This is a genomic window from Phenylobacterium sp. (assembly GCF_035475775.1).
GTDB lineage: Bacteria > Pseudomonadota > Alphaproteobacteria > Caulobacterales > Caulobacteraceae > Phenylobacterium.
This window is the reverse complement of record NZ_DATIMC010000105.1, coordinates 1-26064: the sequence shown is the minus strand read 5'-3', so window position 1 is coordinate 26064 and position 26064 is coordinate 1. Positions and strand designations below refer to the sequence as shown.

General features: G+C 70.0%; 29 protein-coding genes, 1 tRNA gene, 2 pseudogenes and 1 riboswitch. Of the genes and pseudogenes, 18 read left to right on the top strand and 14 right to left on the bottom strand.

Annotated features, from left to right (window positions below; genetic code table 11):
* The first annotated feature begins 14 nt into the window (after positions 1–14).
* Entirely contained in the window at positions 15–1013 is a 999-nt protein-coding gene (locus VLI41_RS13190; RefSeq protein WP_325268543.1) for a mechanosensitive ion channel family protein, read from the top strand.
* Here the strand turns inward: VLI41_RS13190 and VLI41_RS13185 are convergent.
* The 4 genes from VLI41_RS13185 to VLI41_RS13170 form a co-directional block, all read right to left on the bottom strand.
* Entirely contained in the window at positions 1010–1663 is a 654-nt protein-coding gene (locus VLI41_RS13185; RefSeq protein WP_325268542.1) for a sulfotransferase family protein, read from the bottom strand. The genes VLI41_RS13190 and VLI41_RS13185 overlap by 4 nt on opposite strands.
* A gap of 64 nt (positions 1664–1727) precedes the next feature.
* Positions 1728–2012 (bottom strand): hypothetical protein, encoded by a 285-nt coding sequence (locus VLI41_RS13180; protein WP_325268541.1) that lies wholly within the window; start codon positions 2010–2012, stop codon positions 1728–1730.
* A 106-nt stretch (positions 2013–2118) separates the two neighbouring features.
* The gene (locus VLI41_RS13175; protein WP_325268540.1) at positions 2119–2682 is read right to left on the bottom strand and encodes a demethoxyubiquinone hydroxylase family protein; all 564 of its coding nucleotides are present in this window, start codon (positions 2680–2682) and stop codon (positions 2119–2121) included.
* A 29-nt stretch (positions 2683–2711) separates the two neighbouring features.
* Positions 2712–3278: a DedA family protein gene (locus VLI41_RS13170; RefSeq protein ID WP_325268539.1), complete on the bottom strand. Its 567-nt coding sequence runs from the start codon at positions 3276–3278 to the stop codon at positions 2712–2714.
* Positions 3279–3392: 114 nt separating this feature from the next.
* Between VLI41_RS13170 and hppD the strand changes: the two genes are divergently transcribed.
* The 6 genes from hppD to VLI41_RS13140 all read left to right on the top strand — a co-directional run bounded on the left by hppD (position 3393) and on the right by VLI41_RS13140 (position 8528).
* Positions 3393–4493: a 4-hydroxyphenylpyruvate dioxygenase gene (gene hppD, locus VLI41_RS13165; protein ID WP_325268538.1), complete on the top strand. Its 1101-nt coding sequence runs from the start codon at positions 3393–3395 to the stop codon at positions 4491–4493.
* Positions 4494–4544: 51 nt separating this feature from the next.
* A complete protein-coding gene (locus VLI41_RS13160) occupies positions 4545–5549 on the top strand; it encodes an isoaspartyl peptidase/L-asparaginase (protein WP_325268537.1) in 1005 nt (334 codons plus the stop codon).
* Positions 5549–6682 carry a homogentisate 1,2-dioxygenase gene (locus tag VLI41_RS13155; protein ID WP_325268536.1) on the top strand — a complete coding sequence of 378 codons (1134 nt, stop codon included), beginning with the start codon at positions 5549–5551 and terminating at the stop codon, positions 6680–6682. The genes VLI41_RS13160 and VLI41_RS13155 overlap by 1 nt, the downstream gene beginning before the upstream one ends.
* A gap of 66 nt (positions 6683–6748) precedes the next feature.
* The gene (locus tag VLI41_RS13150; protein ID WP_325268535.1) at positions 6749–7024 is read left to right on the top strand and encodes a hypothetical protein; all 276 of its coding nucleotides are present in this window, start codon (positions 6749–6751) and stop codon (positions 7022–7024) included.
* Positions 7021–8025: a fumarylacetoacetate hydrolase family protein gene (locus VLI41_RS13145; protein WP_325268534.1), complete on the top strand. Its 1005-nt coding sequence runs from the start codon at positions 7021–7023 to the stop codon at positions 8023–8025. Before VLI41_RS13150 ends, VLI41_RS13145 begins: the two co-directional genes overlap by 4 nt.
* Positions 8022–8528 carry a MarR family winged helix-turn-helix transcriptional regulator gene (locus VLI41_RS13140; protein WP_325268533.1) on the top strand — a complete coding sequence of 169 codons (507 nt, stop codon included), beginning with the start codon at positions 8022–8024 and terminating at the stop codon, positions 8526–8528. Before VLI41_RS13145 ends, VLI41_RS13140 begins: the two co-directional genes overlap by 4 nt.
* Here VLI41_RS13140 and VLI41_RS13135 read toward each other — a convergent pair.
* From VLI41_RS13135 to VLI41_RS13125, 3 genes are all read right to left on the bottom strand, one after another.
* The gene (locus tag VLI41_RS13135) at positions 8525–8848 is read right to left on the bottom strand and encodes a hypothetical protein (protein ID WP_325268532.1); all 324 of its coding nucleotides are present in this window, start codon (positions 8846–8848) and stop codon (positions 8525–8527) included. The two genes, VLI41_RS13140 and VLI41_RS13135, sit on opposite strands and share 4 nt — an antisense overlap.
* Positions 8849–8935: 87 nt before the next feature.
* Complete coding sequence (feoB, locus tag VLI41_RS13130) at positions 8936–10807, bottom strand: ferrous iron transporter B (RefSeq protein WP_325268531.1); 1872 nt, start codon at positions 10805–10807, stop codon at positions 8936–8938.
* The gene (locus VLI41_RS13125; RefSeq protein WP_414692558.1) at positions 10808–11140 is read right to left on the bottom strand and encodes a FeoA family protein; all 333 of its coding nucleotides are present in this window, start codon (positions 11138–11140) and stop codon (positions 10808–10810) included.
* Between the two features lie 164 nt (positions 11141–11304).
* Between VLI41_RS13125 and VLI41_RS13120 the strand changes: the two genes are divergently transcribed.
* Positions 11305–11390: transfer RNA gene (locus VLI41_RS13120), tRNA-Leu, on the top strand.
* A 76-nt stretch (positions 11391–11466) separates the two neighbouring features.
* Here the strand turns inward: VLI41_RS13120 and VLI41_RS13115 are convergent.
* A complete protein-coding gene (locus VLI41_RS13115; RefSeq protein WP_325268530.1) occupies positions 11467–11790 on the bottom strand; it encodes a hypothetical protein in 324 nt (107 codons plus the stop codon).
* Here VLI41_RS13115 and VLI41_RS13110 point away from each other — a divergent pair.
* The 4 genes from VLI41_RS13110 (at position 11789) to ypfJ (ending at position 14213) form a co-directional block, all read left to right on the top strand.
* Entirely contained in the window at positions 11789–12175 is a 387-nt protein-coding gene (locus tag VLI41_RS13110; protein WP_325268529.1) for a cupin domain-containing protein, read from the top strand. The two genes, VLI41_RS13115 and VLI41_RS13110, sit on opposite strands and share 2 nt — an antisense overlap.
* 123 nt (positions 12176–12298) lie before the next feature.
* The gene (locus tag VLI41_RS13105; RefSeq protein ID WP_325268528.1) at positions 12299–12865 is read left to right on the top strand and encodes a tetratricopeptide repeat protein; all 567 of its coding nucleotides are present in this window, start codon (positions 12299–12301) and stop codon (positions 12863–12865) included.
* Between the two features lie 51 nt (positions 12866–12916).
* Positions 12917–13291 (top strand): hypothetical protein, encoded by a 375-nt coding sequence (locus tag VLI41_RS13100; protein ID WP_325268527.1) that lies wholly within the window; start codon positions 12917–12919, stop codon positions 13289–13291.
* Positions 13292–13358: 67 nt separating this feature from the next.
* The gene (ypfJ, locus tag VLI41_RS13095) at positions 13359–14213 is read left to right on the top strand and encodes a KPN_02809 family neutral zinc metallopeptidase (RefSeq protein WP_325268526.1); all 855 of its coding nucleotides are present in this window, start codon (positions 13359–13361) and stop codon (positions 14211–14213) included.
* Positions 14214–14238: 25 nt separating this feature from the next.
* On the opposite strand, the gene VLI41_RS13090 is transcribed toward ypfJ, so the two are convergent.
* The 4 genes from VLI41_RS13090 to VLI41_RS13075 all read right to left on the bottom strand — a co-directional run bounded on the left by VLI41_RS13090 (position 14239) and on the right by VLI41_RS13075 (position 16875).
* Positions 14239–14514 (bottom strand): hypothetical protein, encoded by a 276-nt coding sequence (locus tag VLI41_RS13090; RefSeq protein ID WP_325268525.1) that lies wholly within the window; start codon positions 14512–14514, stop codon positions 14239–14241.
* A gap of 111 nt (positions 14515–14625) precedes the next feature.
* Positions 14626–15327 carry an aspartate/glutamate racemase family protein gene (locus VLI41_RS13085; protein ID WP_325268524.1) on the bottom strand — a complete coding sequence of 234 codons (702 nt, stop codon included), beginning with the start codon at positions 15325–15327 and terminating at the stop codon, positions 14626–14628.
* Positions 15324–16343, bottom strand: coding sequence for a D-cysteine desulfhydrase (locus VLI41_RS13080; protein WP_325268523.1), 1020 nt, complete (start codon positions 16341–16343; stop codon positions 15324–15326). The genes VLI41_RS13085 and VLI41_RS13080 overlap by 4 nt, the downstream gene beginning before the upstream one ends.
* Positions 16344–16425: 82 nt before the next feature.
* Positions 16426–16875 carry a DUF6491 family protein gene (locus tag VLI41_RS13075; RefSeq protein WP_325268522.1) on the bottom strand — a complete coding sequence of 150 codons (450 nt, stop codon included), beginning with the start codon at positions 16873–16875 and terminating at the stop codon, positions 16426–16428.
* A 98-nt stretch (positions 16876–16973) separates the two neighbouring features.
* A riboswitch (TPP riboswitch) is annotated at positions 16974–17081 on the top strand.
* Positions 17082–17136: 55 nt separating this feature from the next.
* Here VLI41_RS13075 and thiC point away from each other — a divergent pair.
* Together thiC and VLI41_RS13065 are read left to right on the top strand one after the other, a co-directional pair.
* On the top strand, positions 17137–18972 hold the full coding sequence (thiC, locus tag VLI41_RS13070) for a phosphomethylpyrimidine synthase ThiC (RefSeq protein WP_325268521.1): 1836 nt from the start codon (positions 17137–17139) through the stop codon (positions 18970–18972).
* A gap of 1 nt (position 18973) precedes the next feature.
* Positions 18974–19342 carry a tetratricopeptide repeat protein gene (locus tag VLI41_RS13065; protein WP_325268520.1) on the top strand — a complete coding sequence of 123 codons (369 nt, stop codon included), beginning with the start codon at positions 18974–18976 and terminating at the stop codon, positions 19340–19342.
* On the opposite strand, the gene VLI41_RS13060 is transcribed toward VLI41_RS13065, so the two are convergent.
* Positions 19320–19526, bottom strand: coding sequence for a hypothetical protein (locus tag VLI41_RS13060; protein WP_325268519.1), 207 nt, complete (start codon positions 19524–19526; stop codon positions 19320–19322). The genes VLI41_RS13065 and VLI41_RS13060 overlap by 23 nt on opposite strands.
* A gap of 171 nt (positions 19527–19697) precedes the next feature.
* On the bottom strand, positions 19698–20516 hold the full coding sequence (locus tag VLI41_RS13055) for a hypothetical protein (RefSeq protein ID WP_325268518.1): 819 nt from the start codon (positions 20514–20516) through the stop codon (positions 19698–19700).
* A gap of 343 nt (positions 20517–20859) precedes the next feature.
* Between VLI41_RS13055 and VLI41_RS13050 the strand changes: the two are divergent.
* The 4 genes and pseudogenes from VLI41_RS13050 to VLI41_RS13035 all read left to right on the top strand — a co-directional run.
* Positions 20860–20995 (top strand): annotated as a pseudogene (locus VLI41_RS13050) (ClpX C4-type zinc finger protein); the annotation flags it as partial.
* Positions 20996–21311: 316 nt separating this feature from the next.
* Complete coding sequence (locus tag VLI41_RS13045) at positions 21312–23099, top strand: long-chain-acyl-CoA synthetase (RefSeq protein ID WP_325268517.1); 1788 nt, start codon at positions 21312–21314, stop codon at positions 23097–23099.
* A 193-nt stretch (positions 23100–23292) separates the two neighbouring features.
* Positions 23293–25173: an excinuclease ABC subunit UvrC gene (gene uvrC, locus VLI41_RS13040; RefSeq protein WP_325268516.1), complete on the top strand. Its 1881-nt coding sequence runs from the start codon at positions 23293–23295 to the stop codon at positions 25171–25173.
* 156 nt (positions 25174–25329) lie between these two features.
* Positions 25330–26064 (top strand): annotated as a pseudogene (locus VLI41_RS13035) (NADH:flavin oxidoreductase/NADH oxidase); the annotation flags it as partial.

Here is a 26064-nt window from a genome sequence, read left to right as displayed (position 1 = left end):
AGCAGGGCGCGCGCATGTCGCCTGCATTCACCGGTCCTCATGGCGCGCTGCAGCTGTTCGGCGTCACGCTGCTCGGGGCGACGCCGCAAACCGGCCGCAAGCTGGCGATCACGCTCGCCGTCATCCTGATCGCGGCGGTGCTGGGCTGGCTGCTGACCAAGCTTTCCGGCGCGGTGACCAGCCGGCTCTCAAACCGGACGATCGGCTTCTGGACCCGGCAGGTGGTGAGCCTGCTGGTGACGCTGTTCCTGATCGTCGGCCTGATCTCGATCTGGTTCGACGATCCCACGCGGCTCGCCACCGCGGCGGGCCTGGTCACGGCGGGCGTCGCCGTCGCCATGCAGCGCGTGATCACCTCGATCGCAGGCTATTTCCTGATCCTGCGCGGCAGCGTCTTCAACGTCGGCGACCGCATCGTCATTGGCGGCGTGCGCGGCGACGTGGCGGCCCTGGGCCTGCTGCAGACCACGATCATGGAGATGGGCGAGAGCGGTCCGGAACAGGCCGACGCGCCGGCGCTCTGGGTCAAGGGCCGCCAGTACACCGGCCGGATCGTCACGGTCGCCAACGCCCAGATCTTCGAGAAGCCGGTCTACAACTATAGCCGCGAGTTCCCGTTCATTTTCGAGGAGATCCATCTGCCGGTGCGCTACGAAGACGACTGGCAGGCGGTCGAGAACATCCTGCTGGAGGTCGCCCGCAAGCACACCGTCGAGATCGCGGACCTCGAAGAGGATGTCATGCAGGAGCTCCGGCGTCGCTATTTCCTGCACGACGAGAGCCCCGGCCCGCGGGTCTATTGGCGGATCACCGACAATTGGCTGGAGATGACGCTGCGCTTCGTGGTGCGCGATCACGGCGCGCGCGCACTGAAGGACGCCATGAGCCGCGACATCCTCGCCAGCCTCAAGGCCGCCGGCATCGGCGTCGCCTCGGGCACCTACGCCATCGTCCAGGCTCCCGCGCTCAAGGTGCAGGTCGAGGGCCGCTCCGGCGCAACCCGCAGGTCTTAGGCCTCGGCGGGCTGGCTGCGGCTCGCGATCTCGGGCGCGACGCGCGCCTGGAACTCCTCGGTCGAGTTCACCTTCGGCATCGGGCCTGCCGGCACGGGCGCGCCCAGGAAGCTGCAGAGCGGCTCCCAGCCCTGCGCCACCTCGTAGACCAGCAGCCGCTCCGGCGGGATGACCTCCCGGACCCGCGCGTTGTGCGCCTTGAACACCGAGACGAGCCTGTCGTGGTCGTCCATCCGGCGGTCGAACAGGTCGCCCACCGCCTTCATGACCATGTCGACCCACCCGTCCGGGAGTCCGCCCCCAGGACCGCGTCGCGGGGCGCCGAACTGGGCGAAGATGGTGGCCTGGGTGGACTTGAACCAGCTCTCCGGGTCGCGCTCGGTCAGGATCACCTTGGCGTCCGGATAATGGTCGGCGAGCTCCTTGTAGAAGCTGGCGGTCGGCCAATCGACGGCCGAGACGTAGCCGGCCATGAGCTTGTCCCACTCCGGCCGGCCCTCCGCGGCCGCGGTCCACAGCGGGATCTGCTCCGGATGGGCGAACACCTCGACCATGTGATGGCAGGGCCCGAAGCCCAGCTGCTCCAGGGCCAGCTTCAGCGACATCGTCCCCGTGCGGCCGTAGCCGGCTCCGATCACCTTCAGCGGCATGCGCTGATCCTCCTGACGAACCCTCTCGGCGAGCCTGCGCCAGCCGGTGCGCGCGCTCAAGCCCTCAGCGGAAGATATAGATGCCGCCGCTGGCGCCGGGCGGCGCTTCGGACAGCCCGCGGACTTCCAGGCGCGCCCGTCGCGACCCGCACAGGCAGCGCAGTCGGGTTTCCAGCTCGCCGAGCCGTTGCCGCGCCAGCCCCTGGCCGAGCCAGGGCGCCGGATCGATCGCCGCCTGGCGGCCGCAGGCGCAGCTCGCCCAGACGCTGGCCCGCGCCCGCAGCGCCTGATCGAGCCGCGGCGCGAAGGGCCACGCTCTTGCGCCGCCGAAGGATGCGTCGTCCGCCATGTCCGACTCCGTTTCGTCAGGAACATAAGCAGAACTCTAGCCTCGGCGCGACTCCGCTGCGGCTGTATCGCAAGGGTCTCCGCAACCGGGCGGCGACGGCGCGGTCCTAGAGCTTTTCGCTGAGCTTGATCGCCGCGCGGCAGCCGCTGCGGATCACCGCCGCGAGCAGCCCGTAGCCCGGCGCCTCGCGCGCGCCTTCCCCGATCGCGAGGTCGCGGTGCGCCAGCTCCTCGTCGCGGAACTTCGCCAGCTCGGCGGCGAGCTGCGGCTCGCGCTCGGCGATCTCGGCGATCTGGCCGGCGTAGTGCCGCTCGATCACCGTCTCCACCGCCTCGGTGCAGGCGTGCGCCGCCTTCTCGCCCAGCAAGGCCGTGCCGGCGCCGAGCGCAAAACCGGCCAGCCGCCAGATCGGCGCGAGCGCGGTCGGGCGCACCCTGCGTTCGGTGAGCAGCCGGTCGAAGCGGGCCAGGTGTTCGGCCTCGTGCGCTTCCAGCTCGGCGAGCTGGCCGGCGATCCGCTCGCGGCCCGGCGCTTGCCCCAGCACCGCCCGCTGGCCGCGGTAGATGTGCACGGCGCCCAGCTCGCCGGCGTGGTCGACGCGCAGGATCTCGGCCAGTCTTGCGGCCATGGCCCCTTGCCCGGGCCGCGGCGGGACGGGCTTGTCGCTCATGGCCTTCTCCCTTTCAGGCTGCGCGGCGGTCAATGCAGGAGCTCGAACGCCAGGACGATCGCGACGATCACGACCGCGACGGCGCTGGCGATCAGCGCCAGCCGGCGTTCCACGAAGGCCTGGATCGGCGCGCCATAGCGCTTGAGGAGCACCGCCTCCAGCGAGAAGCGAAGCCCCCTGACCAGGATCGAGACGCCGATGAAGGTCGCAAGATCGAGCTTGCCGAGCCCTGAGGCGATGGCCGTGATCTTGTAGGGGATCGGCAGGGCGATCAGCAGCGCGCCCCATTGCTGGTACCAGCGCTGGAAAACCTCCATCGCATCGCCGTGGCCGGTCAGCGAGAGCAGCCATTGACCGACCGGATGCAGGAAGAATCCCACCGCGTAGCCGGTCGAACCGCCGGCGATCGAGCAGACCGTCGTCAGCGCCGCATAGCGCAGCGCGCGCTCGCGGTTCGCCAGCGCGATCGGCATCAGCAGCACGTCGGGCGGAATCGGGAAGAACAGGCCCTCGGCAAAGGCCATGGCGCCCAGCGCAACGCCCGCATGGCGCGAGCCCGCCAGGCCCATGACCCAGTCGTATGTCTTGCGGAGCATCGGCGATCCGGCGGGGAGGTTCGGGCGTTCAGCTATCAAGAGTGGGGGCGCTTGTCTCGCCGCTATCGCGAATTAGTTTCAAATGATACCAATTGGCCTATGGGAGATCGGGCCATGAACCTCGAAGCCAAGCCCAAGAGCCGCGACCTGTTCGAAAATCCCCTGGGGACCGACGGGTTCGAGTTCGTCGAGTTCACCTCGCCGGAGCCGGAACGCCTGAAGGGCCTGTTCGAGCTGATGGGTTTCACCGCCATCGGCCGGCATCGCTCGAAGAACGTGCTGCACTTCCGGCAGGGCGACATCAACTTCATCCTCAACATGGAGCCGGTGGGTCAGCCGGCGGCGTTCCGCGAGCAGCACGGTCCTTCGGCCAACGCCATGGCTTTCCGGGTCAAGGACGCCGCCCAGGCGTTCCGGCTCGCCGTGGAGCGCGGCGCAAAGCCGGTGACCGGGCCCGTGGGGCCGATGGAGCTCAATATCCCGGCGATCGAAGGGATCGGCGGTTCGAACCTGTATCTCGTCGATCGCTACGGCGCGCAGGAGATCTATGACGTCGACTTCGTCCCGATTCCCGGCGCCGCCGACGCCATGGCCGGGAACGCCATGGGGCTGACCTACATCGACCACCTGACGCACAACGTGCATCGCGGGCGCATGGCGGCCTGGGCCGGCTTTTACGAGCGGATCTTCAATTTTCGGGAGATCCGCTATTTCGACATCGAGGGCCAGCAGACCGGCCTGATCTCGAAGGCCATGACCAGCCCGTGCGGCAAGATCCGCATCCCGCTCAACGAGAGCCAGGACGAGCACTCGCAGATCGAGGAGTTCCTGCGCGAGTACCGCGGCGAGGGCATCCAGCACGTGGCGCTCGGGACCGACGACATCTTCTCGTCCGTCGAGCGGATGCGCGAGGCGGGTGTCGCCTTCCAAGATACGCCGGACGCCTACTACGACCAGCTGGACGCGCGGGTGCCCGGGCACGGCGAGAGCCAGCAGCGCCTGCGGGCCGACAGGATCCTGCTGGATGGCGCGCCCACCGAAGGCCAGGGCCTGCTGTTGCAGATCTTCACCGAGAACATGATCGGCCCGATCTTCTTCGAGCTGATCCAGCGCAAGGGCAACGAGGGGTTCGGCGAAGGCAACTTCAAGGCGCTGTTCGAGTCCATCGAGCTGGACCAGATTCGGCGCGGGGTGCTTCCGGCGAAGAAGGCGTAAGGCTCGGTGCGGGCGTTCCTCGCGGTTGTTGCGGCGGTTCTGGCGGTGGCGATGGGTTCGACGAAGGCTGAAGCCCGACCCAGGTGGGCGATCGTGGTGCACGGCGGCGCGGGGGTCATCGAGCACAAGGACCTCACGCCCGAGCAGGACAAGGCCTACCGGGCCGCGATGGCCCGGGTCGCCGAATCCGGGGCCGCGGTCCTGCGCAAGGGCGGCTCGGCGCTCGACGCGATCGAGGCGGCCATCCGCATCATGGAGGACGACCCGCTGTTCAACGCCGGGCGCGGCGCGGTGTTTTCCGCCGACGGCCGCAACGAGCTCGACGCCTCTATCATGGACGGCAAGACGCTGGCCGCCGGGGCGGTGGCCGACGTCACCCGCACGCGCCACCCGATCTCGCTGGCCCGCGCGGTGATGGAGCACTCGCCGCATGTCTTCCTGGTCGGCGACGGCGCCGACGCCTTCGCCAGGTCGCGCGGTCTCGAACAGGTCGACCCGTCGTTCTTCTTCACCGAGCGGCGCTGGCGTTCGCTGGTGAAGGCGCTGCAGAAGGAAAGCCTGCCGATCCCGCCGCGTCCGGCCGGCGCGCCGCAGGCGCCCGAACCCCGCGCCGCCCTGGCGCACGACGAGGGCAAGCACGGCACCGTCGGCGTCGTCGCCCTCGACGAGCACGGGGACGTCGCCGCCGGCACCTCCACGGGGGGCACCACCGCCAAGCGCTGGGGCCGGGTGGGCGACAGCCCGATCATCGGAGCCGGGACCTACGCCTCGAACGCCTCCTGCGCGGTCTCGGCCACCGGCACGGGCGAATACTTCATCCGGCTGACCGTCGCGCGGACCATCTGCGCGCTCGTGCAGTACAAGGGCATGAGCCTGCAGGCCGCCGCCGACGAGGTCATCCAGAAGCAGCTCACGGCCATGAAGGGCGACGGCGGGGTGATCGCCATCGCCCCTGACGGCCAGATGGCCTGGAGCTTCAACACCCCGGGCATGTACCGGGCCAGGCTCGCCGACGGCCAGCCGCTGGTGGTCGGCATCTACAAGGACGATCCGTAATGGCCAGCCGCAACTGGATCCCGATCCGCGCCGCGCAGGGCGCTCACTCGCGCCAGGCCCACGCCGACCTTCCCGAAGGCACCTACGAGCGCGAGGTCTCCAAGGAGGGCTTCTTCGGCCCGGCGGCCTTCCTGCACCACAAGCATCCGCCGACCGGCTGGGCGAAGTTCGAGGGGCCGCTTCGGCCGCGGGCGTTCGATCTCGCGCGGCTGAACGCGGCGGAGCCCTCGCCCTGGGCGGCGGGCCAGGTGCTGTTCAACGCCGCGGTCGAGATCCGGTTCTGGAAACTGGCCTCGGCGATGCCCGATCTCGCGCGCAATGCCGACGGCGACCAGCTGCTGTTCGTCCACCAAGGCGAGGGCGAGCTGTTCTGCGACTACGGGCGGCTCGCCTGGCGGCCGGGGGATTACCTGTACCTGCCGCGCGGCACCATGTGGCGGCTGAAGCCCGCCACGCCGGCCGCCATCCTGATGATCCAGGCGACCAACAGCCATTTCGGCCTGCCGGACAGGGGTCTGCTGGGCGGCCACGCGCTGTTCGATCCGGCCATGCTGGAGACGCCGGCGATGGACGAGGCGTTCCGCGCGCATCAGGAGGAGGCCGGCGACTTCACGGTGGAGATCAAGAAGCGGGGCGAGGTCAGCCGGGTGACCTATCCGTACAATCCGCTGGACGCGGTGGGCTGGCATGGCGATCTCGCGCCGGTGCGGCTGAACGTGACCGACCTGCGGCCGGTGATGAGCCATCGCTATCACCTGCCGCCCTCCGCCCACTCGACCTTCGTTTCGGACCGCTTCGTGGTCTGCACCTTCGCGCCGCGGCCGTTCGAGACCGATCCCGGCGCGCTGAAGGTGCCGTTCTTCCACAACAACGACGACTACGACGAGGTGCTGTTCTATCACGCCGGCGACTTCTTCAGCCGCGACCACATAGAGGCCGGAATGATGACCTTCCATCCCTCGGGCTTCACCCACGGGCCGCATCCGAAGGCGCTGAAGAACATGCTCGAGCAGCCCAAGCCCGCGACCGACGAATACGCCGTCATGGTCGACGCCCGCGACCCGCTCGAGGTGGGCGAGGCTGCGGCCTCGGTGGAGAACCCCGCCTATGTCGACAGCTGGAAGGGCGCATGAGGCTGCCTGGCCAAGGCTTCGGAGCGCGCGCCCCGATCCTTCGTAGCTCCGAAGGAGCGAAGTAGGATGAGCCGCCTCGACGACGACCTGGCCGAAGCCGCCCGCGACGAGATGGAGCGGGCCTGCACCCTCGGCTGGCGCGAGCTTCGCCGCCACACCCCCTGGGGCGACACCTTCGAGGGCTTCACGCCCGAGGGCCGGGCCGTGTGTTTCGAGCGCAGCTACCTGTGGGAGGGCGAGCCGGGCGGCGACATCCGCGTGGAGGTTCACGTCTATCACCCGCGGGCCTACGAGGCGGGCGTGCGCCTGACGCGCGCCATCCGCCGGGAGCCCGCGCAGTGAAGCTCGCCTCGTTGAAGGGCGGCCGCGACGGGCGCCTGGTGGTGGTCTCGAAGGACCTCGCCTGGTGCGCCGAGGCCGGCCACATCGCGCCCACGCTGCAGGCGGCGCTGGATCGTTGGGACCGCTGCGAGGCGGAGCTGCGGGGCCTCGCCGAAAGCCTGGAGCACGGGGCGGCGCCGCGCGATCGCTTCCACGAGCACGCCGCGGCGAGCCCCTTGCCGCGCGCCTATCAGTGGGCGGACGGCTCGGCCTATGTGAATCACGTCCAGCTCGTCCGCAAGGCGCGCGGCGCCGAGCTGCCGGAGAGCTTCTGGACCGATCCCCTGATCTACCAGGGCGGCTCGGACGGATTCCTCGGCCCGCGCGATCCCATCCCGCTGAGGGACGAGGCCTGGGGCTGCGACTTTGAAGGCGAGGTGGCGGTGATCACCGGCGACGTGCCGATGGGCGCCGATCCCAAGGCGGCGCTGGCGCACGTCAGGCTGGTCATGCTCTGCAACGACGTGAGCCTCAGGAACCTGATCCCGGGCGAGCTCGCCAAGAGCTTCGGCTTCTTCCAGGCCAAGCCCGCCTCGGCCTTCTCGCCGGTGGCGGTGACGCCCGACGAGCTGGCGGGCTGGCAGGATGGCAGGCTCAACGGCGCGCTCGAGGTCGAGCTGAACGGAGAGCCGCTCGGCCGCGCCGACGCCGGCGTCGACATGACCTTCGACTTCGGGATCCTGATCGCCCACGCCGCCAAGACGCGATCCCTGGGCGCCGGGTCCATCGTGGGCTCCGGCACCGTCTCCAACCGCGGCGCCGATGGCGGACCGGGCAAGCCGATCGCCGAAGGCGGCGTCGGCTATTCGTGCCTGGCGGAGGTGCGGACGGTCGAGACGATCCTGCGCGGCCAGCCCGAGACGCCGTTCCTGACCGTCGGCGACACGGTGCGCATCGAGATGCGCGACGCCAGGCGGCGCTCGATCTTCGGGGCGATCGAGCAGGAGGTGGTCGCCGCATGACCCTCGTTCGCCAAGGCTCCCCAGGCCAGGGCCTGCGAAGCTCCGAGCCCGAGGCGGGGCGGCTGGAGCTGGACGCCTATCTGCCGTATCGCCTGTCGGTGGCCTCGAACGCCGTCTCGGGCCTGATCGCGCGGGCCTACCAGGACCGCTTCGGCCTCACCGTCCCGCAATGGCGGCTGATCTGCGTTCTCGCCGAGGACGGCGACCTCACCCAGGGCCAGATCGTCGCCCGCACAGTCATGGACAAGGTGGCCATCAGCCGCGCGGCCCAGGGGCTGCTCGGGCGAGATCTGGTGCGGCGCGCGGCGCACCACGCCGATGGCCGCAGCCATGTGCTGACGCTGTCGCCGCAGGGCGCACGGCTCTACGCCGAGATCGCGCCCATGGCGCTCGCCTATGAGCAGGCGCTGATCGCCGGGCTTTCGCCGGGAGAGGTCGAGCACCTGAAGCGCCTGCTGCTGGCCCTGCAGGCCGCCGCGACGGCGCTCGCCCAGACCGCCTAGTGGAGGAGCGCGGGCTCCGGCCTGATGCTCCAGCGATGCGAGCCTTCGCCGAACGGCAGATGGAAGCCGAAGGCGGCCCGCCTGCGCTCGTCGCGCCACGTCTCCTCGAAAGTGACGATGAGCGCGGTCTGCAGCTCCTCGGGGATTTGTCGGACATCGTGGCCCATCGAGCGGGCCACTTGCTCAATCACCAACGCGCGGTGCGCTTCGCCGCCGAGCGCCAGCAGGACCTCACGGACGCGCTTGGCGAGCACTTGCTTGCCCTTGCTCGGCGTTTTGCCGTGCGCGTGGTCGGAGGCTTGTTCCAGGATTTTTCCCATGGCGGGGTCACTCTGACTCGGACTCGTTTAGCGCCGAGTTAAGGCTCAAGTTGAATGAGTGGTTAATGCAGCCTTGGGTGGTGACGTTCAGGCGAGGCCGAATCCGGCCGCCAGATGGTAGGTCGCGTAGGCGGCCACATAGGCGAGCGCGGTCATGTAGCCGAAGGCGATCAGCGGCCAACGCCAGGAGTTGGTCTCGCGCTTGATGACGCCCAGCGTCGAGACGCACTGCGGGGCGAAGACGTACCAGGCGAGGAAGGCCAGCCCCGTGGCGATCGACCAGTGGTGGGCCAGCGTGGTGGCGAGCGTTCCCGGCGCGTTGCCGCCGCCGACGGCGTAGACGGTTCCGAGCACGGCGACCGCCACCTCGCGCGCCGCGAACCCGGGGATCAGGGCCACCGTCATCTGCCAGTTGAAGCCGATCGGCGCGAGCGCCGGCTGGATGACGTGGCCGATCATGCCAGCCAGCGAATAGTTGATCGCGGGCCCTGGCGCGCCCGGCGGCGGCGCCGGGAAGTTGGCCAGGAACCAGACCACGATCATCAGCGGGAAGATGATCCGGCCCGCGCGGTTCACGAAGATCTTGCCGCGCAGATAAAGGCTGCGGACGACGTTCTCCAGGTCGGGGGCCTTGTAGGTCGGCAGCTCCATCAGGAACGGCTCGACCGCGCCGCGCCACAGGAACCGGCGCGTGACGAACGACACCGCCAGCGCCGAGACGATGCCGGCCGCATAGAGCCCGAACATGACCAGGCCCTGCAGGCTCATCACCCCGCCTATGGCGCGGTCGGGGATGAAGGCGGAGATGATCAGCGTATAGACCGGGATCCGGGCCGAGCAGGTCATCAGCGGCGCGACCAGGATGGTGGTCAGCCGGTCGCGCTTGTTGTCGATCACCCGCGTCGCCATGATCCCCGGGATGGCGCAGGCGAAGCTCGAGAGCAGCGGGATGAAGGCCCGTCCGTGCAGGCCGGCGCCGCCCATGATCCGGTCCATCAGGAAGGCGGCTCTGGCCATGTAGCCGAAGTCTTCCAGGAGGATGATGAACAGGAAGAGCACCAGGATCTGCGGCAGGAAGACCAGCACCGAGCCCACGCCCGAGATCACCCCGTCCACCAGGAAGCCGCGCAGCAGGCCGTCCGGCATGTGGGCCGCAAGGAACGCGCCCGTCTCCTGGAAGCCGTTGTCGATCAGGTCCTTGGGGACCTCGGCCCAGGTGAACACCGCCTGGAACATGAGGAACAGCACGGCGAGCAGGATGGCGAGCCCCGCGACCGGATGCAGCAGCACCGCATCGATCTTGGCGGTGAGCGTGTCGGGCCGCTCGGGCGGGCGGACATAGCTCTTGAGGATGCGCTGCGCCTGCCGGTGCGCCTGGCGGATCTCCTGGGCGGAGGGCTCGCGCCAGCGGCTCTCCGCAGGCAGCTCGCCCGCGCGGGCCAGGGCGTCGACCTTGGCGACGAGGTCCTCGATGCCGCGCTTGCGCGTCGCCACCGTGGTGACCACCGGACAGCCAAGCTCGTGGGCCAGGCCCTCCAGGTCGATCCGCAGCCCCTGCCGCTGGGCGATGTCGTACATGTTGAGCGCCAGCACCATCGGCCGGCCGACCGCCTTGAGCTCGAGGATCAGCCGCAGCACCAGCCTGAGGTTCGTCGCGTCGGCCACGCAGACCAGCACGTCCGGCGCCTGCTCGCCGGCCAGCTTGCCCAGCACCGCGTCGCGGGTGACCGCCTCGTCGGGGCTGCGGGCGCGCAGCGAATAGGTGCCGGGAAGGTCGAGCACCGAGAGGCTCCGCCCGTCAGGCGTGAGCAGCTGGCCTTCCTTGCGCTCGACGGTCACCCCGGCGTAGTTGGCGACCTTCTGGCGCGCGCCGGTGAGCGCGTTGAACAGCGCCGTCTTGCCGGAATTCGGGTTGCCGACCAGCGCGATGCGCGCGGTCCGTAAGGCCGCTTCGCTCATCTACGGGCCCAGCAGGATCCAGATGTCCTCCGCGTCGCGGCGGCGCAGCGCGACGCGCATGTCGTCGAGCCGCACGGCGATGGGATCGCGGCGGATCGCGCCTTCGTGCAGAACCTCGATCTCGGCGCCCTCGACGAAGCCGAATTCCAAGAGCCGCCGCTGCAGCTCCTCGACGCCGACCCCGTGGTCGCCGGGATGGGTCTCGGCGCGCACCTCCGCGATGATCCCGCGGTGTCCAGGCCTGGCCTGCGACAGCCGCACCAGCTGGCCCGCGGCCTCGCCCGGCGCCTGCGGCGCGGTCTCGACGATCGGCTCGGCGATCATGTCGTGCATGGAGGGGCGGTCTTTCGCGCTCTTGCGACTGATTATCATTTACGCTTCGCGGGGCCCGAATACAAGTCGCCTGGTCCACCTTGGCGCCGCAGGTATTGACGCTCCTCAAACGGCGCCGCCGCGTTGACCCTCAGGCCTCCATGGCTAGAGTGCCGGCCGCCCTGGCCCCAGTGGCGAAATGGTAGACGCGGCAGACTCAAAATCTGTTGTCCGCAAGGACGTGTTGGTTCGAGTCCGACCTGGGGCACCATAGAGGTTCCGCTCGCCGCCCGGCGGAGCTCCGGAGATCTGCTTGCGGCTCTGCGTTCGCGATCGAACCGGCCGCTTCAGCGATCGCCGGGCTGTCCCAAGCACCGCTCATGCCAAGTGCCGGGCACGTCCTCGAGCGTGTAGAGCACATCTCCACCGTGGTAGAAGCCGACCGCCGCCACCGTTGCTGGCCGCCCGGCGAACGCGAGCTGTTCCTCCGTCAGCGGATGATGCAGCGTCCAGGATCTGCGGAACGCCTCGAGCGCGCTGAGCGGCTTGATGCGAACCGGCGCGCCCACGTCGAAAAGCGCCTGATAGGAGGTCATCGATGCCGAATTGCCTCGCAAGCCCAAGGTCCCTATCCGTCCAGGTATGAAAATAGCCTTGAACAGGGTCGTCATGGTGAAGCACGCCGTGATCGCAGGCCTGGCCGCGGGGCTCCTGGCGGGCGCCGCCCAGGCTGCGGCGACGGTGGCGCCGAAGGGCCGCCATCCGCTTGCCGACGGTCAGGTGCTGACGGCGCTCACCGTCTCCTATGCGCCCGGAGAGAGCTCCGGGCCGCATCGGCACGGCGCGGCGGCGTACGTCTATGTGCTCTCAGGCGAGATCCGCAGCCAGGTCGAGGGCGAGCCCGCGCCGCGCGTCTACAAGGCCGGCGAGAGCTGGTTCGAGCCGGCCGGGGCGCATCACCTGGTGAGCGGCAACGCCAGCCGGACCGCGCCTGCCAGCATGCTGGTCGTCTTCGTGGGCCCGCCCGAGGCCGTGCTGACCACCGCCGACAAATAGCGTCGGGACCTCAGATTGACCTCACGGAAGCTGTGCGTTGACAGCCCGCCGCCCCGGGAGGAGTCTTTTCCCGAACATCGGTACGCGGTCCGGGGAAGCTGCGCCGACTTGCGGAGAAGGCCCATGAACCGGCTGAACCTTTCCTTGAGCGTGCTGGCGGCCTCGGCGGTCCTCGCGGCCGCAGGGTCGGCGCGGGCGTCCGTGACGGTGATCGGGGGCGGGCTCGCCGAGGCCTGCTCGCACGCGGCCATGCACGGCGCCTCCAGCTACCGCGACGAACAGCTCTGCACCAGCGCGCTGGACACCGAGTTCCTGAGCCCGCGCGATCGGGCCGGCACCTATGTCAACCGCGGGATCATGAAACTGCGCCGGATGGAGTGGGATGGCGCGATGAAGGACCTCAACATCGCCCTCAAGTACAAGCCGGATCTCGGCGAGATCTATGTGAACCGCGGCGCGGTGTTCATCGCCGAGCACCGCTACTCCGACGGCCTGGCGGACCTCAACAAGGGCATCAGCCTGGGCGTCGAGGAGCCGGAGAAGGCCTATTACAACCGGGCGCTCGCCTACGAAGGCCTGGACGACGTCAAGTCCGCTTACTTCGACTACCAGAAGGCGCTGGAGCTGGCGCCCAACTGGGACGCCCCGAAACAGGAGCTCACGCGTTTCCACGTCACCCGCCGCGAATAGCGGCGGGGGTCGATCTTCCCCATCTGGGAGGACGTCCTTGTGAGTCGTTGCATGCGCCCCGCCGCCATTTTCGCCGTCCTGCTCGCCGCCGCCGGCTCGCCCGCGCTGGCCCAGGCCTTCCACCCGTTGCCGCCCCAGACCCCGATCCAGCCACAGTACAACGAGCTGTGGGCGCAGCAGGAAATGGCGCGCCAGCAGTCCATCGCCCTGCAGAACCAGCTCACCGCGATCGAGGCGCAGCAGCGCACCGATGAGGCGATCGCCAATGTCCAGGCGCAGCGGATCAATCCGCGCCTGCCTTTGCCGGACGTGACCGAGGGGGCTCCGCCGCCCAGCATCGACACGGGCGCGCTGGCCTCCATTCCCGACAGCGCGCTCGCCGAGTCGAACAAGCGCGTCCTCGACGCCGCCCAGAACCGCCGCTGAGCCTTCGGAGCGCCGCGCGGGGCTCTGCGTTTATCCTCGCCTGAGGCTTGCGCAGCGGAGACCGGGCATGGAGTGGGAAAGCGGCCGCGAATCCGGCGATGTCGAGGACCGGCGCGGGCTCCGGCCCGCCCACATCGGCGGCATCGGCGCGGGCGGGGTCGTGCTCGCGCTGATCGGCTACTTCGTCTTCGGCATCAGCCCGTCCAGCACCTTGAGCGCGCTCTCGGGCGGCGGCGGCAAGCCGGTCGAGCAGCAGCAGGGCGTCCGCGGCACGCCCGCCGACCAGGCCGGCCGCTTCGTGGATGTCGTCTCCACGTCCGTGAACGACGTCTGGACGCAGATCTTCCGCCAGCAGGGCCGCACCTACCAGCCGCCCGCGGCGGTGGTGCTCTACGACGAATCAACCGGCACCGGCTGCGGGCTCGGCCAGTCGGCCATGGGCCCGTTCTATTGCCCGAACGACCGGAAGGTCTATCTGGACCTCTCGTTCTGGCAGGAGCTCTCCGGCCGCTTCGGGGCGCAGGGCGATGCGGCGCGGGCCTATGTGATCGCCCACGAGATCGGCCATCACGTGCAGAACCTGCTGGGCGAAACCCAGGAGGCCGAGCGCCTCGGCGCGCATGGCGCGACCAGCGGCTCGGTGCGGCTGGAGCTGCAGGCCGACTGCTACGCCGGCGTCTGGGCGGCCCACGCCGCGGAGGTCTCCGGCGGCAAGGTGGCGCTGGACCCCAAGGACGTCGAGGACGGCCTGCGCGCCGCCTCGGCGGTCGGCGACGACACCCTGCAGAAGGAGACGCAGGGCCAGGTCGTCCCGGACAGCTTCACCCACGGCGCCTCGGCCCAGCGGATGCGCTGGTTCCGCACCGGCGTGACCACCGGCGATCCCGCCGCCTGCGACACCTTCCACGCCGCGACGCTGTAGCGTCGAGCGGCGCCTCTCCCGCTGTTCAGCGGATGGTCTCCTTCTCCTTGGGCGCCGAGACCCGGCGCGTCCTGGCCTGGGCCTTGGGCTTGGGCAGAAGCCGGAAGCGCGTCTGGCACCAGGCGAAGTCGACGCCCACATCGAGCAAGGCGTCGGAACGTCCGCAGGGGCAGGCAAATTCCATGACCGCGATGACCCGATAGGTCTCTCCGGCGCGGAGCGGCACCGGCCTCCCGGTGGCGTGGTTCGGGGCGGCGTTGACGCATAGAACCAGATCGCCAGGGCCGACAGCATCACTCATGGCTTTGATCCACTACCCTGGGAGAAGACTAGACTCTGAACCGCAAGCGGCAAGGATCGGTTTCCGCCCTCCATTGAGGCTCCAGCCGAGCGCTTCCGCCCGGAAGACGAGCTAGACCGGCAGCACGGGGAGGGCCTCCATGCCGAGGCAGACCGCGACGCAGCGCTTGGCGAGCAGCGCCGAGGGCTCGACGAACTCCACCCTAAGGTCCTCCGCGCCCATGACCAGAGGGATCTCCGTGCAGCCGGCGATCACCACCTCGGCGCCTTCTGCGACCAGCGCCTTGGCGAGGCCCGCCATTTCGCGCCGCACCTCCGGCCCGGTCTCGCCGGCCTTGATGCGGTAGAGCGCCTGCATGAAGGCCTCCTGGCGATCGGCCGGCAGGGTGACCAGACCCATGGCCTGCGCCGCCAGGTATTCGCGGTAGAGCTTGAGCGCGCCCCGGGTGCCGAGCACGCCCGCCCGCATGGCGCCGCCGCGCGCGGCCGCCCGCGCGGCGGTCTCGATCATGTCGACCAGCGGCAGGCCCGAGGCGCGCTGGATCATCCCGGCGTAGGCGTGGGCGGTGTTGCAGGCGATGGCCAGCACGTCGGCGCCCGCGCCCCTGAGCGCGCCCGCCATCTCGGCGAGCACGGGGCCGGCGAGCGAGCCCGGCGTGTTGCGGTCGGGCACCTTGGGATTGATGTCGACCAGCACCCGGAGGTGGTCCTGGTCCTGCTCGGCCGGGGTGTAGGCCTGCAGCTTCTGCAGGAAGTCGAGCGTGGCCGCCGGGCCCATGCCGCCCAGCACGCCGAGCGTCAGGCTCTGGGTCATGCGAGCTCGCCCTCCAGCTCCGTCTGATAGCCGAACAGGCCCTGGGCGCCGCCGGTGTGCAGGAAGACCACCGTTTCCCCGTCGAAGGCGCCCTTGCGGGCGAGCGCGATCAGCCCCTTCATGGCCTTGCCCGTGTAGACCGGGTCGAGCAGCAGGCCATCGGTGCGGGCGGCGAGCTTCAGGGCCTCGATCACCGCCTCGTCGACCAGGCCGTAGCCGCGCCCCACGTAGTCGCAATCGGCCACGACCATCTCGCGCGTGACGCGCTCGCGATGCCCGAGCAGCTCGGCGACATCCTGCGCCAGCCTGAAGACGTTGGCCTCCTGGACGTCCTTGGGCGCGCGCACGCCGATGCCGAGCACCGGGATGTCCGCCCCCATGACCGCGAGGCCGGCCACCAGCCCGGCGTGGGTGCCGGCGCTGCCGGTGGCGCTGACGATGCGGTCGATCTCCAGCCCGATCTCGTTGGCCTGGGCGACCAGCTCCAGGGCGCACTCCACGTAGCCCAAGGCGCCGATGATGTTGGAGCCGCCGCCGGGGATCACATAGGGCCGCCCGCCGCGTTCGGCGACCTCGCTCGCGACCTCGGCCAGCGCCTGGTTCATGTCGGTCCCGCCGGCCACGGTGCGGATCTTCGCGCCCAGCAGCTCGTCCAGCAGCACGTTGCCGGAATGGTTGTAGTCCTGGGCGTTGGAGCCGGTGCGGTGCTCGAGGATGATCTCGCAGGCGAGCCCGAACCTGGCCGCCGCCGCCGCGGTCTGGCGCACGTGGTTCGACTGGATCGCGCCCTGGGTGATGAGGGTGTCGGCGTCGTTGGCCAGGGCGTCGCCCAGCAGGTACTCGAGCTTGCGGGTCTTGTTGCCGCCGCCTGCCAGGCCCGTGCAGTCGTCGCGCTTGACCCAAAGGTTCGGGCCGCCGCCGCCCTTGGTCATCAGGGCCTCGGTCAGGCGCGGCAGCGGTTCGAGCGGGGTGGGCAGGTGCGCAAAGCGCACGGGCGCGAAGCGGGCGAGGTGCATGACCTCGCCCTAGCAGCCGCGGTCACCGGCTCCAAGCCTCCTCTCCCCCGCGATGCGAGAGGCAGAGGCATGGAGTAGGCCCTTACGGCCGGAGCCGCGGGGGCAGGGCGGCCACCTGGTCCGGGGTGAGCGGGGTGATCGCGCTCACGATGCAATGGTTGGGCGGGCCGCCGCCCACCTGCACGCCGACGTCCAGGTCGATCGGATGGCAGACGTATCTCGAGCCCGGCGGCTCGCGCATGATGATCGGGTCGCTCGAGGTGGCGCCGGCCAGGCACGATCCGGCGAGATCGATCCGATAGACCGCACGATTGTACACGTTGATGTAGAGCGTGTGGTCGTCGGCCACCGTGTGGTTCTTGATGTCGTAGGTGCGGAAGCAGGCGGGCGCCACCGCCACCGCAGGCACGCCGTAGGCGGGGGCGACGGCCACCGCGCCGGGCGGCGGCGGCGGCGCCGGATAGTAGTCTTCGCAGGCGGCCAGGGCCAAGGCGGCGGCGCTGAGCGCGCCAAGGACAGCAAGAGTCTTCATGACGTAACTCCTCTGGACGGGTGAACCTAGCACGCTTGCGCCTGTTCCGGCGCCTTAGGAAAAGTGGTTGGCGGCCCGGTGCGCGCGGGCCTAACGTCCGGCCATCCTCGGGGCGCCGCCGGAGCGGCTGAGAGGCGGGTTCTTCCCCGCGACCCGTCGAACCTGATCCGGGTCATGCCGGCGAAGGGAAGGGAACTCGGCTCCTGACCTGACGCCCGCGTCGTTCGTTGACATGGCCCGCCCGAACCTAGGAGCCGCGCCATGAACAAGCCTGCCGGCCAGCTGGACCCCGCCGCCGTCCCCACGGGCGAGCGGCCCGGATCGCGCAAGGTCTATCAGCCCGGGGTCATCTGGCCCGACATCCGCGTGCCGTTCCGCGAGGTTGCCGTGCATCCTTCGGCGGGCGAGCCGCCGCTGACGCTCTACGATCCCTCCGGCCCCTACACCGATCCCACGGCCGCCATCGACATCGAGAAGGGACTCTCGAAAACTCGCGAGCCGTGGGTCGTCTCGCGCGGCGACGTGGAGCTGGTCGGGACCCCCCGCGACGTGAAGCCGGAGGACAACGGCTTCGCCCAGGGCGCCGGTCTCGCGCCGCGGTTCGACGCGCCGCGCCGCGTCTATCGCGCCAGGCCGGACGCGGCCGTGACCCAGCTCGAGTACGCCCGGCGCGGGATCGTCACGCCGGAGATGGAGTTCGTGGCCATCCGCGAGAACCTGCGCCGCCAGGCCGGCGATCGCGCCATCCGCGACGGCGAGGGGTTCGGCGCCGAGATCCCGGACTTCTGCACGCCGGAGTTCGTGATGGGCGAGGTGGCCCGTGGCCGGGCGATCATCCCGGCCAACATCAATCACACCGAGCTCGAGCCGATGGCGATCGGCCGGAACTTCCTGGTCAAGGTCAACGCCAACATCGGCAACTCCGCCGTGCTCTCCACCGTGGCCGACGAGGTGGACAAGATGGTCTGGGCGATCCGCTGGGGCGCGGACACGGTCATGGACCTCTCCACGGGGCGCAACATCCACAACATCCGCGACTGGATCGTGCGCAACTCGCCCGTGCCGATCGGGACCGTGCCCATCTACCAGGCGCTGGAGAAGGTGCACGGGGTCGCCGAGGACCTCACCTGGGAGGTGTTCCGCGACACCCTGATCGAGCAGGCCGAGCAAGGGGTGGACTACTTCACCATCCATGCGGGCGTCCGGCTGCCGTTCATCCCGCTCACCGCCAGGCGGGTGACCGGCATCGTCTCGCGCGGCGGCTCGATCATGGCCAAGTGGTGCCTGGCGCATCACCGGGAGAACTTCCTCTACGAGCGGTTCGCCGACATCTGCGAGATCATGCGGGCCTACGACGTCTCGTTCAGCCTGGGCGACGGCCTGCGCCCGGGCTCCATCGCCGACGCCAACGACGAGGCGCAGTTCGCCGAGCTGCGCACGCTGGGCGAGCTCACCAAGATCGCCTGGGCGCATGGCGTCCAGACCATGATCGAGGGCCCCGGCCACGTGCCGATGCACAAGATCAAGGCCAACATGGACGAGCAGCTGAAGCACTGCCACGAGGCGCCGTTCTACACCCTGGGCCCGCTCACCACCGACGTGGCCCCCGGCTACGACCACATCACCTCGGCGATCGGCGCGGCGATGATCGGCTGGTTCGGCACCGCCATGCTCTGCTACGTGACCCCGAAGGAGCACCTCGGGCTGCCGGATCGCGACGACGTCAAGCAGGGGGTGATCGCCTACAAGATCGCCGCCCACGCCGCCGATCTCGCCAAGGGCCACCCCACCGCGCGCCTGTGGGACGACGCGCTGTCGCGCGCCCGCTTCGAGTTCCGCTGGGAGGATCAGTTCAACCTCGGCCTCGACCCGGAGACGGCGCGCGAGTTCCACGACGAGACCCTGCCGAAGGAGGCGATGAAGACCGCCCACTTCTGCTCGATGTGCGGGCCGAAGTTCTGCTCCATGAAGATCAGCCAGGACATCCGCGAGGCGGCGCGGGCTCAGAACGAGGTGGAGGCCGGTCTCGACGAGATGGCCAGGAGGTTCCGCGAGGCGGGCGGCGAGATCCTGGTTCCGGTCACGCCGGCCGAGTGACATGCCCCGGCGCAGCCGCCAGGCGCTGGAGGCGGCGGTCGCGGCCGCCGCCGGTCCGGCGGCGCGGGCGCAGGCCTGCTACGATCTCGCCCTGTTCCACGACAACAACAGCCGCGAGGCCGAGGCGATTCCGCTCTATCGGGAGGCGCTGAGGCTCGGGCTGCCGACGCCGGTCGCCGCCGAAGCGCGCGCCTGGCTGGCCTCGAGCCTGATGAAGACCGGCGGGCCCGACGACGCCATGCGGCACGCCGGCGAGGCGCGGCGGCGCACCTCGGATGCGGCGTTGCTGGCGTTCCTGGATGGACTGGACCGCCGGATCCGCCGGCGGATGGGGCTTGCGGCCGGGCTCAGTCGCGGCGCTCGGACCTGACCTTCACCGGCGAGGGCCAGACGCGGACCGCGACCGCGACGGTCACTGAACCCAGCACCGCGGCCGCCGCGCCGGCCCACTGGATGGGAGACATGCCGAGCGACGCATAGTGGCCCGCCAGGCCGCCGCAGACGAAGACCAGGGCGGCCGAACCCCACTCGACGAGATCCTTCTTGCTGAGCATGCGACACGCCCCCGGCGGCTGGTGTGGTGGTGGGAAGGTGATGTGAGTCCCCTTCCAATGCCAAAACCCGCCCTGCGCCGCGATGCGACACGGCCGCACATTCAGGCGCGCACGCGAAGAGAGCGGCTCCCGTGACGGGAGCCGCCCTCCGCCCACTCCAGCGGATCAGGGCTACTGCGGCGCGGTCGGAGGCGCCGTCGTGGTTCCGACGTCGCCCGGCGGCGTCGGCGAGGCGGGCGTCGCGGTATTGGGAAGCGCAGGGCTCGCGCTCGTCGGCGGCGGCGCGATGGGCGGCGGCTGGGCGGTGGCGGGCGCCGGCGGCGCCAGCGTCAGCGACGGCGGGGTCAGGCTGGGCGCGGCGGGTGCGGGCGCCGTCGCACCGGTGTTGACGCCAGCCCCGGTGGCGGATGTGGAGGTCACCGCACGTTCAGGCGCCGCGGAGATGGCGCTCGAGCGGGTCGCGGAGTGGCGGCGCACGGGGGTTCTGGCCGGCGGCGTGGTTGTCACGTGCTGAGTGACCGTCGTCTGCGCCGTGGTCGCGCCCGCGGGCGGGGTGACCGGCGGCGGGGTGTTGGCGGCCAGCGTCCCGGCGCCCGGCGTGATGGCGGTCGCCGGCGTCGTGCCGGCCGGGGCGCCGGGGGTGATCTGGGCCATGCCGGAATTCGAGCGGGTGGCGTACCAGCCAGCCGCGGCCAGGGCGGCCAGAATGATCACGCCCACCACGATCGCGGCTGGCGCCATCGAGCTGCGGCGCGCCGGCGCAGGGCGCTCGCGCGGCAGGGCGGTGTCGGCGTTCGGGCTCATCGCCGCCTCGCGGTCCACCTCGGCATCGGCTGCTCCGCCGGCCGCGATCGGGCCGCGGGCGCGAGCCGCGCCACCGCGTCGCCTGCGGTTCTGCTTTTCCCAGATCGGGGTCGGCGCGAACATAGAGGCGTCGGACTGGGTATTCGCCGGCTCGCTGCCCGAACCCTGGGTGTAATCAACAGACATGCGCTGTCTCTCCTCGGAGTGTCACGGGGATCAGAACGGGGCGGGCTGGCCGCAGTTCCAAAATTCGCGACGAGCAGCGTTGCCTTGCGCAGCGCAGCCTATGGGTAAGCTCGCGCAAGAACCGCCTTTGGGAGAATTATATTGAACCTATACACAACCGGATTCTGACCGGCGTCCCGCGCTGAGCGGGAGCAACGGACACGTCAGGTTGGCCTTGACAGGCGGATCGTCAGGTCATACCTGACAGTCAGGCATTCCCTGACTGATGGAGTCCGCCATGGCCCTGCCCGCCCGCAAGATGTCGCCCGCCGAGCGCAAGGCGCGACGCAAGACCGAGCGCGCCATCGGCCGCAAGCTGCCGGACATCCTGCACTGCTCCTTCTGCGGCAAGTCGCAGCTGAAGGTGGAGAAGCTGATCGCCGGTCCCCGCGGCGTCTTCATCTGCAACGAATGCGTGGGCCTGTGCGACCAGATCATCGCCGGAACCTGGAAGCCGCCCGCGGCGGAAAAGGCCTTCGAACCGCTCAAGCGGCCCACGGAGGAGCTCATCGAGCTGCTGCCCTCCGTCGATTTCGCCTCGGAATCGAACCGCGATTTCCTGCAGTCTCTGGTCGAGGTTCTGCGGGCCCGCAAGGTCAGCTGGGCGGCGATCGCCGAGCCGCTGGGCGTATCGCGGCAGTCGGCGTGGGAGCGGTTCTCCTGAGCCACGCCGAAGTGTGACCAATCGCGCGACACCGGCGGCTTGACCGCCGCTTCCCCGCGCCCGCAAGCTTGCGCGGCAAGTCGGAGAATCGGATGAGCCTGAAGGCCAAGCTCCAGCGGGAGTGGCGCTTCGCGCGCGGCCTCAATCGCACCCTGGCCCGCGTCAAGTCGATCGACCCCGAGTCCCGGAATCTGATCTGTGACGACCTGCAGGACGCCGTCGAGAAGTGGCGTGAGCGGCCGGCGCTCACCTTCGAGGGCCGCACGGTCACCTATGGCGAGCTGGACGCCATCGCCAACCGCTTCGCCCACTGGGCCAAGGGCCTGAACCTGCGCCGCGGCCAGACGGTGGCGCTGTTCATGCCCAACCGGCTGGAATACTTCGCGGTCTGGTACGGGCTCTCGAAGATCGGCGTGGTCACCGCGCTGATCAACAACCAGCTGGCGGGGCTGCCGCTGGCGCATTGCCTCAACATCTCGGGCGCGAGCCACGTGATCGTCGACCCCGAGACCGCGCCGGCCTTCGAGGCGGCGAGGCCCCTGCTGGAAAAGACCGTCCGCGAGTGGGTGCTGGGGCCGGCGCACGGCGATCAGCGCGATCTCGTGCAGGCGCTGAAGAGCTGCAGCCAACTGCCGCCCGACCGCGGCGTGCGCGACGACCTGAGGGCCCACGACACCGCGCTGCTGATCTTCACCTCGGGCACGACGGGCATGCCCAAGGCGGCGCGCATCACCCACGTGCGGGCGCAACTCTACATGCGCGGCTTCGCCGGCGCGACCGGCGCCAGGGCGAGCGACCGCATCTACGTGGCCCTGCCGCTCTACCACGCCACCGGCGGGCTCTGCGCGCTGGGGGCCGCGTTCCTGAACGGCGGCTCGGTGGTGCTGCGCCGGCGCTTCTCGGCCAGCCACTTCTGGGGCGAGGTGGCTGAGGAAGGCTGCACGATGTTCGTCTACATCGGCGAGCTCTGCCGCTATCTGGTCAACCAGCCGCCGGCCGAGGACGAGCGCAAGCACAGCATCCGCCTCGCCTTCGGCAACGGGCTTCGGCCCGACATCTGGCCGCTGATGAAGAGCCGCTTCAACATCCCCGAGATCCTGGAGTTCTACGGCGCGACGGAGGGGAACGTCTCGATGTTCAACTTCGATGGCCGCGAAGGCGCGATCGGCCGCGCGCCCAAGTGGCTCCGGGGCCGGTTCAACATCCGCCTGGTGCAGTTCGACGTCGAGCGCGAGCAGCCGATCCGCGGCGCCGACGGCTTCTGCATCGAGTGCGGCCCGGGCCAGATCGGCGAGTGCATCGGCCGGATCGGCGGCGACGCCCGCGCCGAGTACTCCGGCTATGTCGACAAGGCGGCCACCGAGAAGAAGGTGCTGCGCGACGTGTTCGCCAAGGGCGACGCCTGGTTCGCCACCGGCGACCTGATGAAGACCGACGCCGACGGCTACTTCTATTTCGTCGACCGGATCGGCGACACCTTCCGCTGGAAGGGCGAGAACGTCTCCACCAATGAGGTCGCCGAGCGGCTGCAGGCGGCGCCCGGCGTGCGCGAGGCCAACGTCTATGGCGTGGCCGTCGAGGGCGCCGAGGGCCGGGCCGGCATGGCCGCCCTGGTGGTCGGGCCGGAGTTCGACATCAAGGCGTTCGGCGAGCACATCGCCCGCGACCTGCCGGCCTACGCCCAGCCGCTGTTCGTGCGCATCCTGCCGGCCATGGAGACCACCGGCACCTTCAAGCTGCGCAAGATGGACCTGGTCGCCGACGGCTACGATCCGGCCAGGATCAAGGGCCCGCTCTACTTCCACGACCCCCGCCGCGGCTACGTCAAGCTCACCAAGGCGGTGCACGAGAAGATCGCCGGCGGCCTCGCGAAGGTGTGACTCCCTCCCTCGATGGGGAGGGACAGCCGGAGCGGAGCGACGGCAGGGTGGGGAGGTCGCGATCATCACCGACGTCTGAGTTTGGCCCGGACTCCCCCACCCCGACCGCTTCGCGGTCTGCCCCTCCCCATCAAGGGAGGGAGGACGCCGCAGGCGCCTGCCGGAGGGGCGCGAAGCGGCCTATATCTGGCGCATGCTCGACACCCCCGCCGAGGCGCCGCTCAGCGGCGCGGCGCTGATCAAGGACGAGGTCAAGCGGCTGCCCGACAGGCCGGGCGTCTACCGCATGGTCGGCGACGAGGGCGAGGTGCTCTACGTCGGCAAGGCGCGCTCGCTGAAGAAACGCGTCGTGCAGTACGCCCAGGGCCGCTTCCACACCCAGCGCATCGCCCACATGGTCGACCTGACGCGGGCCATGGAGTTCGTGGTCACCCGCACCGAGACCGACGCGCTGCTGCTGGAGATCAACCTGATCAAGCAGCTGAAGCCACGGTTCAACGTGCTGCTGCGCGACGACAAGAGCTTCCCCGAGATCCTGATCCGCCGCGACCATCCCGCGCCGCAGCTCAAGAAGCACCGCGGCGCCCACGCCATCCCCGGCGACTACTACGGCCCGTTCGCCTCGGCCTGGGCGGTGAACCGCACGCTGAACACCCTGCAGAAGGCGTTCCTGCTCCGCTCCTGCACCGACAGCGTCTACGAAACCCGCACGCGGCCCTGCATGCTGCACCAGATCCGCCGCTGCTCGGCGCCCTGCACCGGCCTGGTCAGCCTGGAGGACTACAACGGCCTGGTGGACCAGGCCCAGCTCTTCCTGCGCGGCAAGAGCCGGGCGGTGATGGCGACCCTGAGCCAGCAGATGCAGGCCGCCGCCGACGACCTGGAGTTCGAGCGCGCCGCGCGCCTCAGGGACCGCATCCGCGCGCTGGCCTCCATCGCCCAGGAGACCAAGGTCAATCCGGAGACCGTCGACGAGGCCGACGTCTTCGCCCTCCACGCCGAGGGCGGGCAGGCCTGCGTGCAGGTGTTCTTCTTCCGCGCCGGCCAGAACTGGGGCAACCGCGCCTATTTTCCCAAGATACCGCAAGGGGGCGTCGACAAGGCCGACGAGGATCCGGATGTCATGGCGGCCTTCCTCGGCCAGTTCTACGAAGACAAGCCGATCCCCCGCTTGATCCTCCTCAACATCGAGCCTTCCGACAAGGACCTCATCTGCGAGGCCTTCGCCATCAAGGCCGGCCGCAAGGTGGAGATCAGCCGCCCGCAGCGCGGCGAGAAGCGCGAGCTGGTCGAGGCGGCGCTCACCAACGCCCGCGAGGCGCTGGGCCGCAAGATGGCCGAGAGCTCGGCCCAGTCGAAGCTGCTGGCCGGCGTCTGCGAGGCCTTCGGCCTGGAGGCGCAGCCGGAGCGCATCGAGGTCTACGACAACTCCCACATCATGGGCACGAACGCGGTGGGCGGCATGATCGTGGCCGGCCCCGAGGGCTTCCAGAAGAACCAGTACCGCAAGTTCAACATCCGCTCGAGCGAGCTCACCCCGGGCGACGACTTCGGGATGATGAAGGAGGTGCTGCGCCGCCGGTTCGGTCGCCTCATCAAGGAGGAAGAGGAGGGCGGCGAGGCGATCCGTCCCGACCTGGTGCTGATCGACGGCGGCCAGGGCCAGGTGAGCGCGGTCGTGGAGATCATGGCCGACCTCGGCGTCGACGACATCCCCGTCGTCGGCGTCGCCAAGGGGCCCGACCGCGACGCCGGCCTGGAGCGGTTCTACATCCCGGGCAAGCCCTATTTCATGCTCGAGCCGAAGTCGCCGGTGCTCTACTACCTGCAGCGCCTGCGCGACGAGGCGCACCGCTTCGCGATCGGCAGCCACCGCACGCGCCGCGCCATGGACATGCGCAAGAACCCGCTCGACGAGATCGAGGGCGTCGGTCCGTCGCGCAAGCGCGCCCTCCTGCACGCGTTCGGCTCGGCCCGCGGCGTCAGCCGCGCCTCGGTCGAGGACCTCGCCAAGGTCGAAGGCGTCTCCGAAGCGCTGGCCCAGCGCATCCACGGCTTCTTCCGGAAATCATGAGCTGCTCCTCTCCCTGGCGCGCAGCGCCAAGGGAGAGGCCGGGAGAGGGCGGCGCAGGCCCCGGATCGATTGCTCCGGCTGGCCCAGGCTGGCGCCACATCGCGCGAGGCTCTAGCAAATCCCCGCAGTACAGCCTCGAGCCTCGCGGAGATCGGCATGCCGGACCTGTTCACGCCCTACACGCTGAAGGGCGTCACGCTCCGCAACCGCATCGTGATGTCGCCGATGACCATGTACCGCTCGCGCGACGGCCTGATGAACGACTTCCACGTGATGCTGGCGGGCTCGCGCGCGGCCGGCGGCTTCGGCATGGTGTTCCCCGAGCAGCTGGCGATCACGCCCACGGGCCGGACCAGCGTCAGCTGCGGCGGCATCTACGACGACGCCCAGATCGAGGGGCTCGCCCGCGTCACCGCCATCGTCAAGGACATGGGCGCGGTCCCGGCGATCCAGCTCGGCCACACCGGCCGCAAGGGCAGCGAGCGCAAGCCCTGGGAAGGCGGCGCCCAGCTGCCGCCGGACGATCCCGACGGCTGGCAGGTGGTGGGCCCCTCGGCGGTCCCCTATGGCGGCAAGGCGGTCCAGCCGGTGCATGCGCTAAGCGTGGGCGAGATCAAGGCCATCCACCGCGCCTACCGCGACGCCGCGCGCCGCGCCCTGGAGGCGGGATTCGAGTGGCTGGAGCTGCACTTCGCGCACGGCTACCTCGGGGCGAGCTTCTTCTCGCCGCTGGCCAATCGGCGGACGGACTCGTATGGCGGCTCGTTCGACAACCGCCTGCGCTTCCACCTCGAGGCGCTCGACGCGGTGCGCGAGGTGTGGCCGGAGCGCCTGCCGCTCTCCATGCGCCTGGGCTCCGACGACCTGCACGAGGACGGCGTCCAGTTCGAC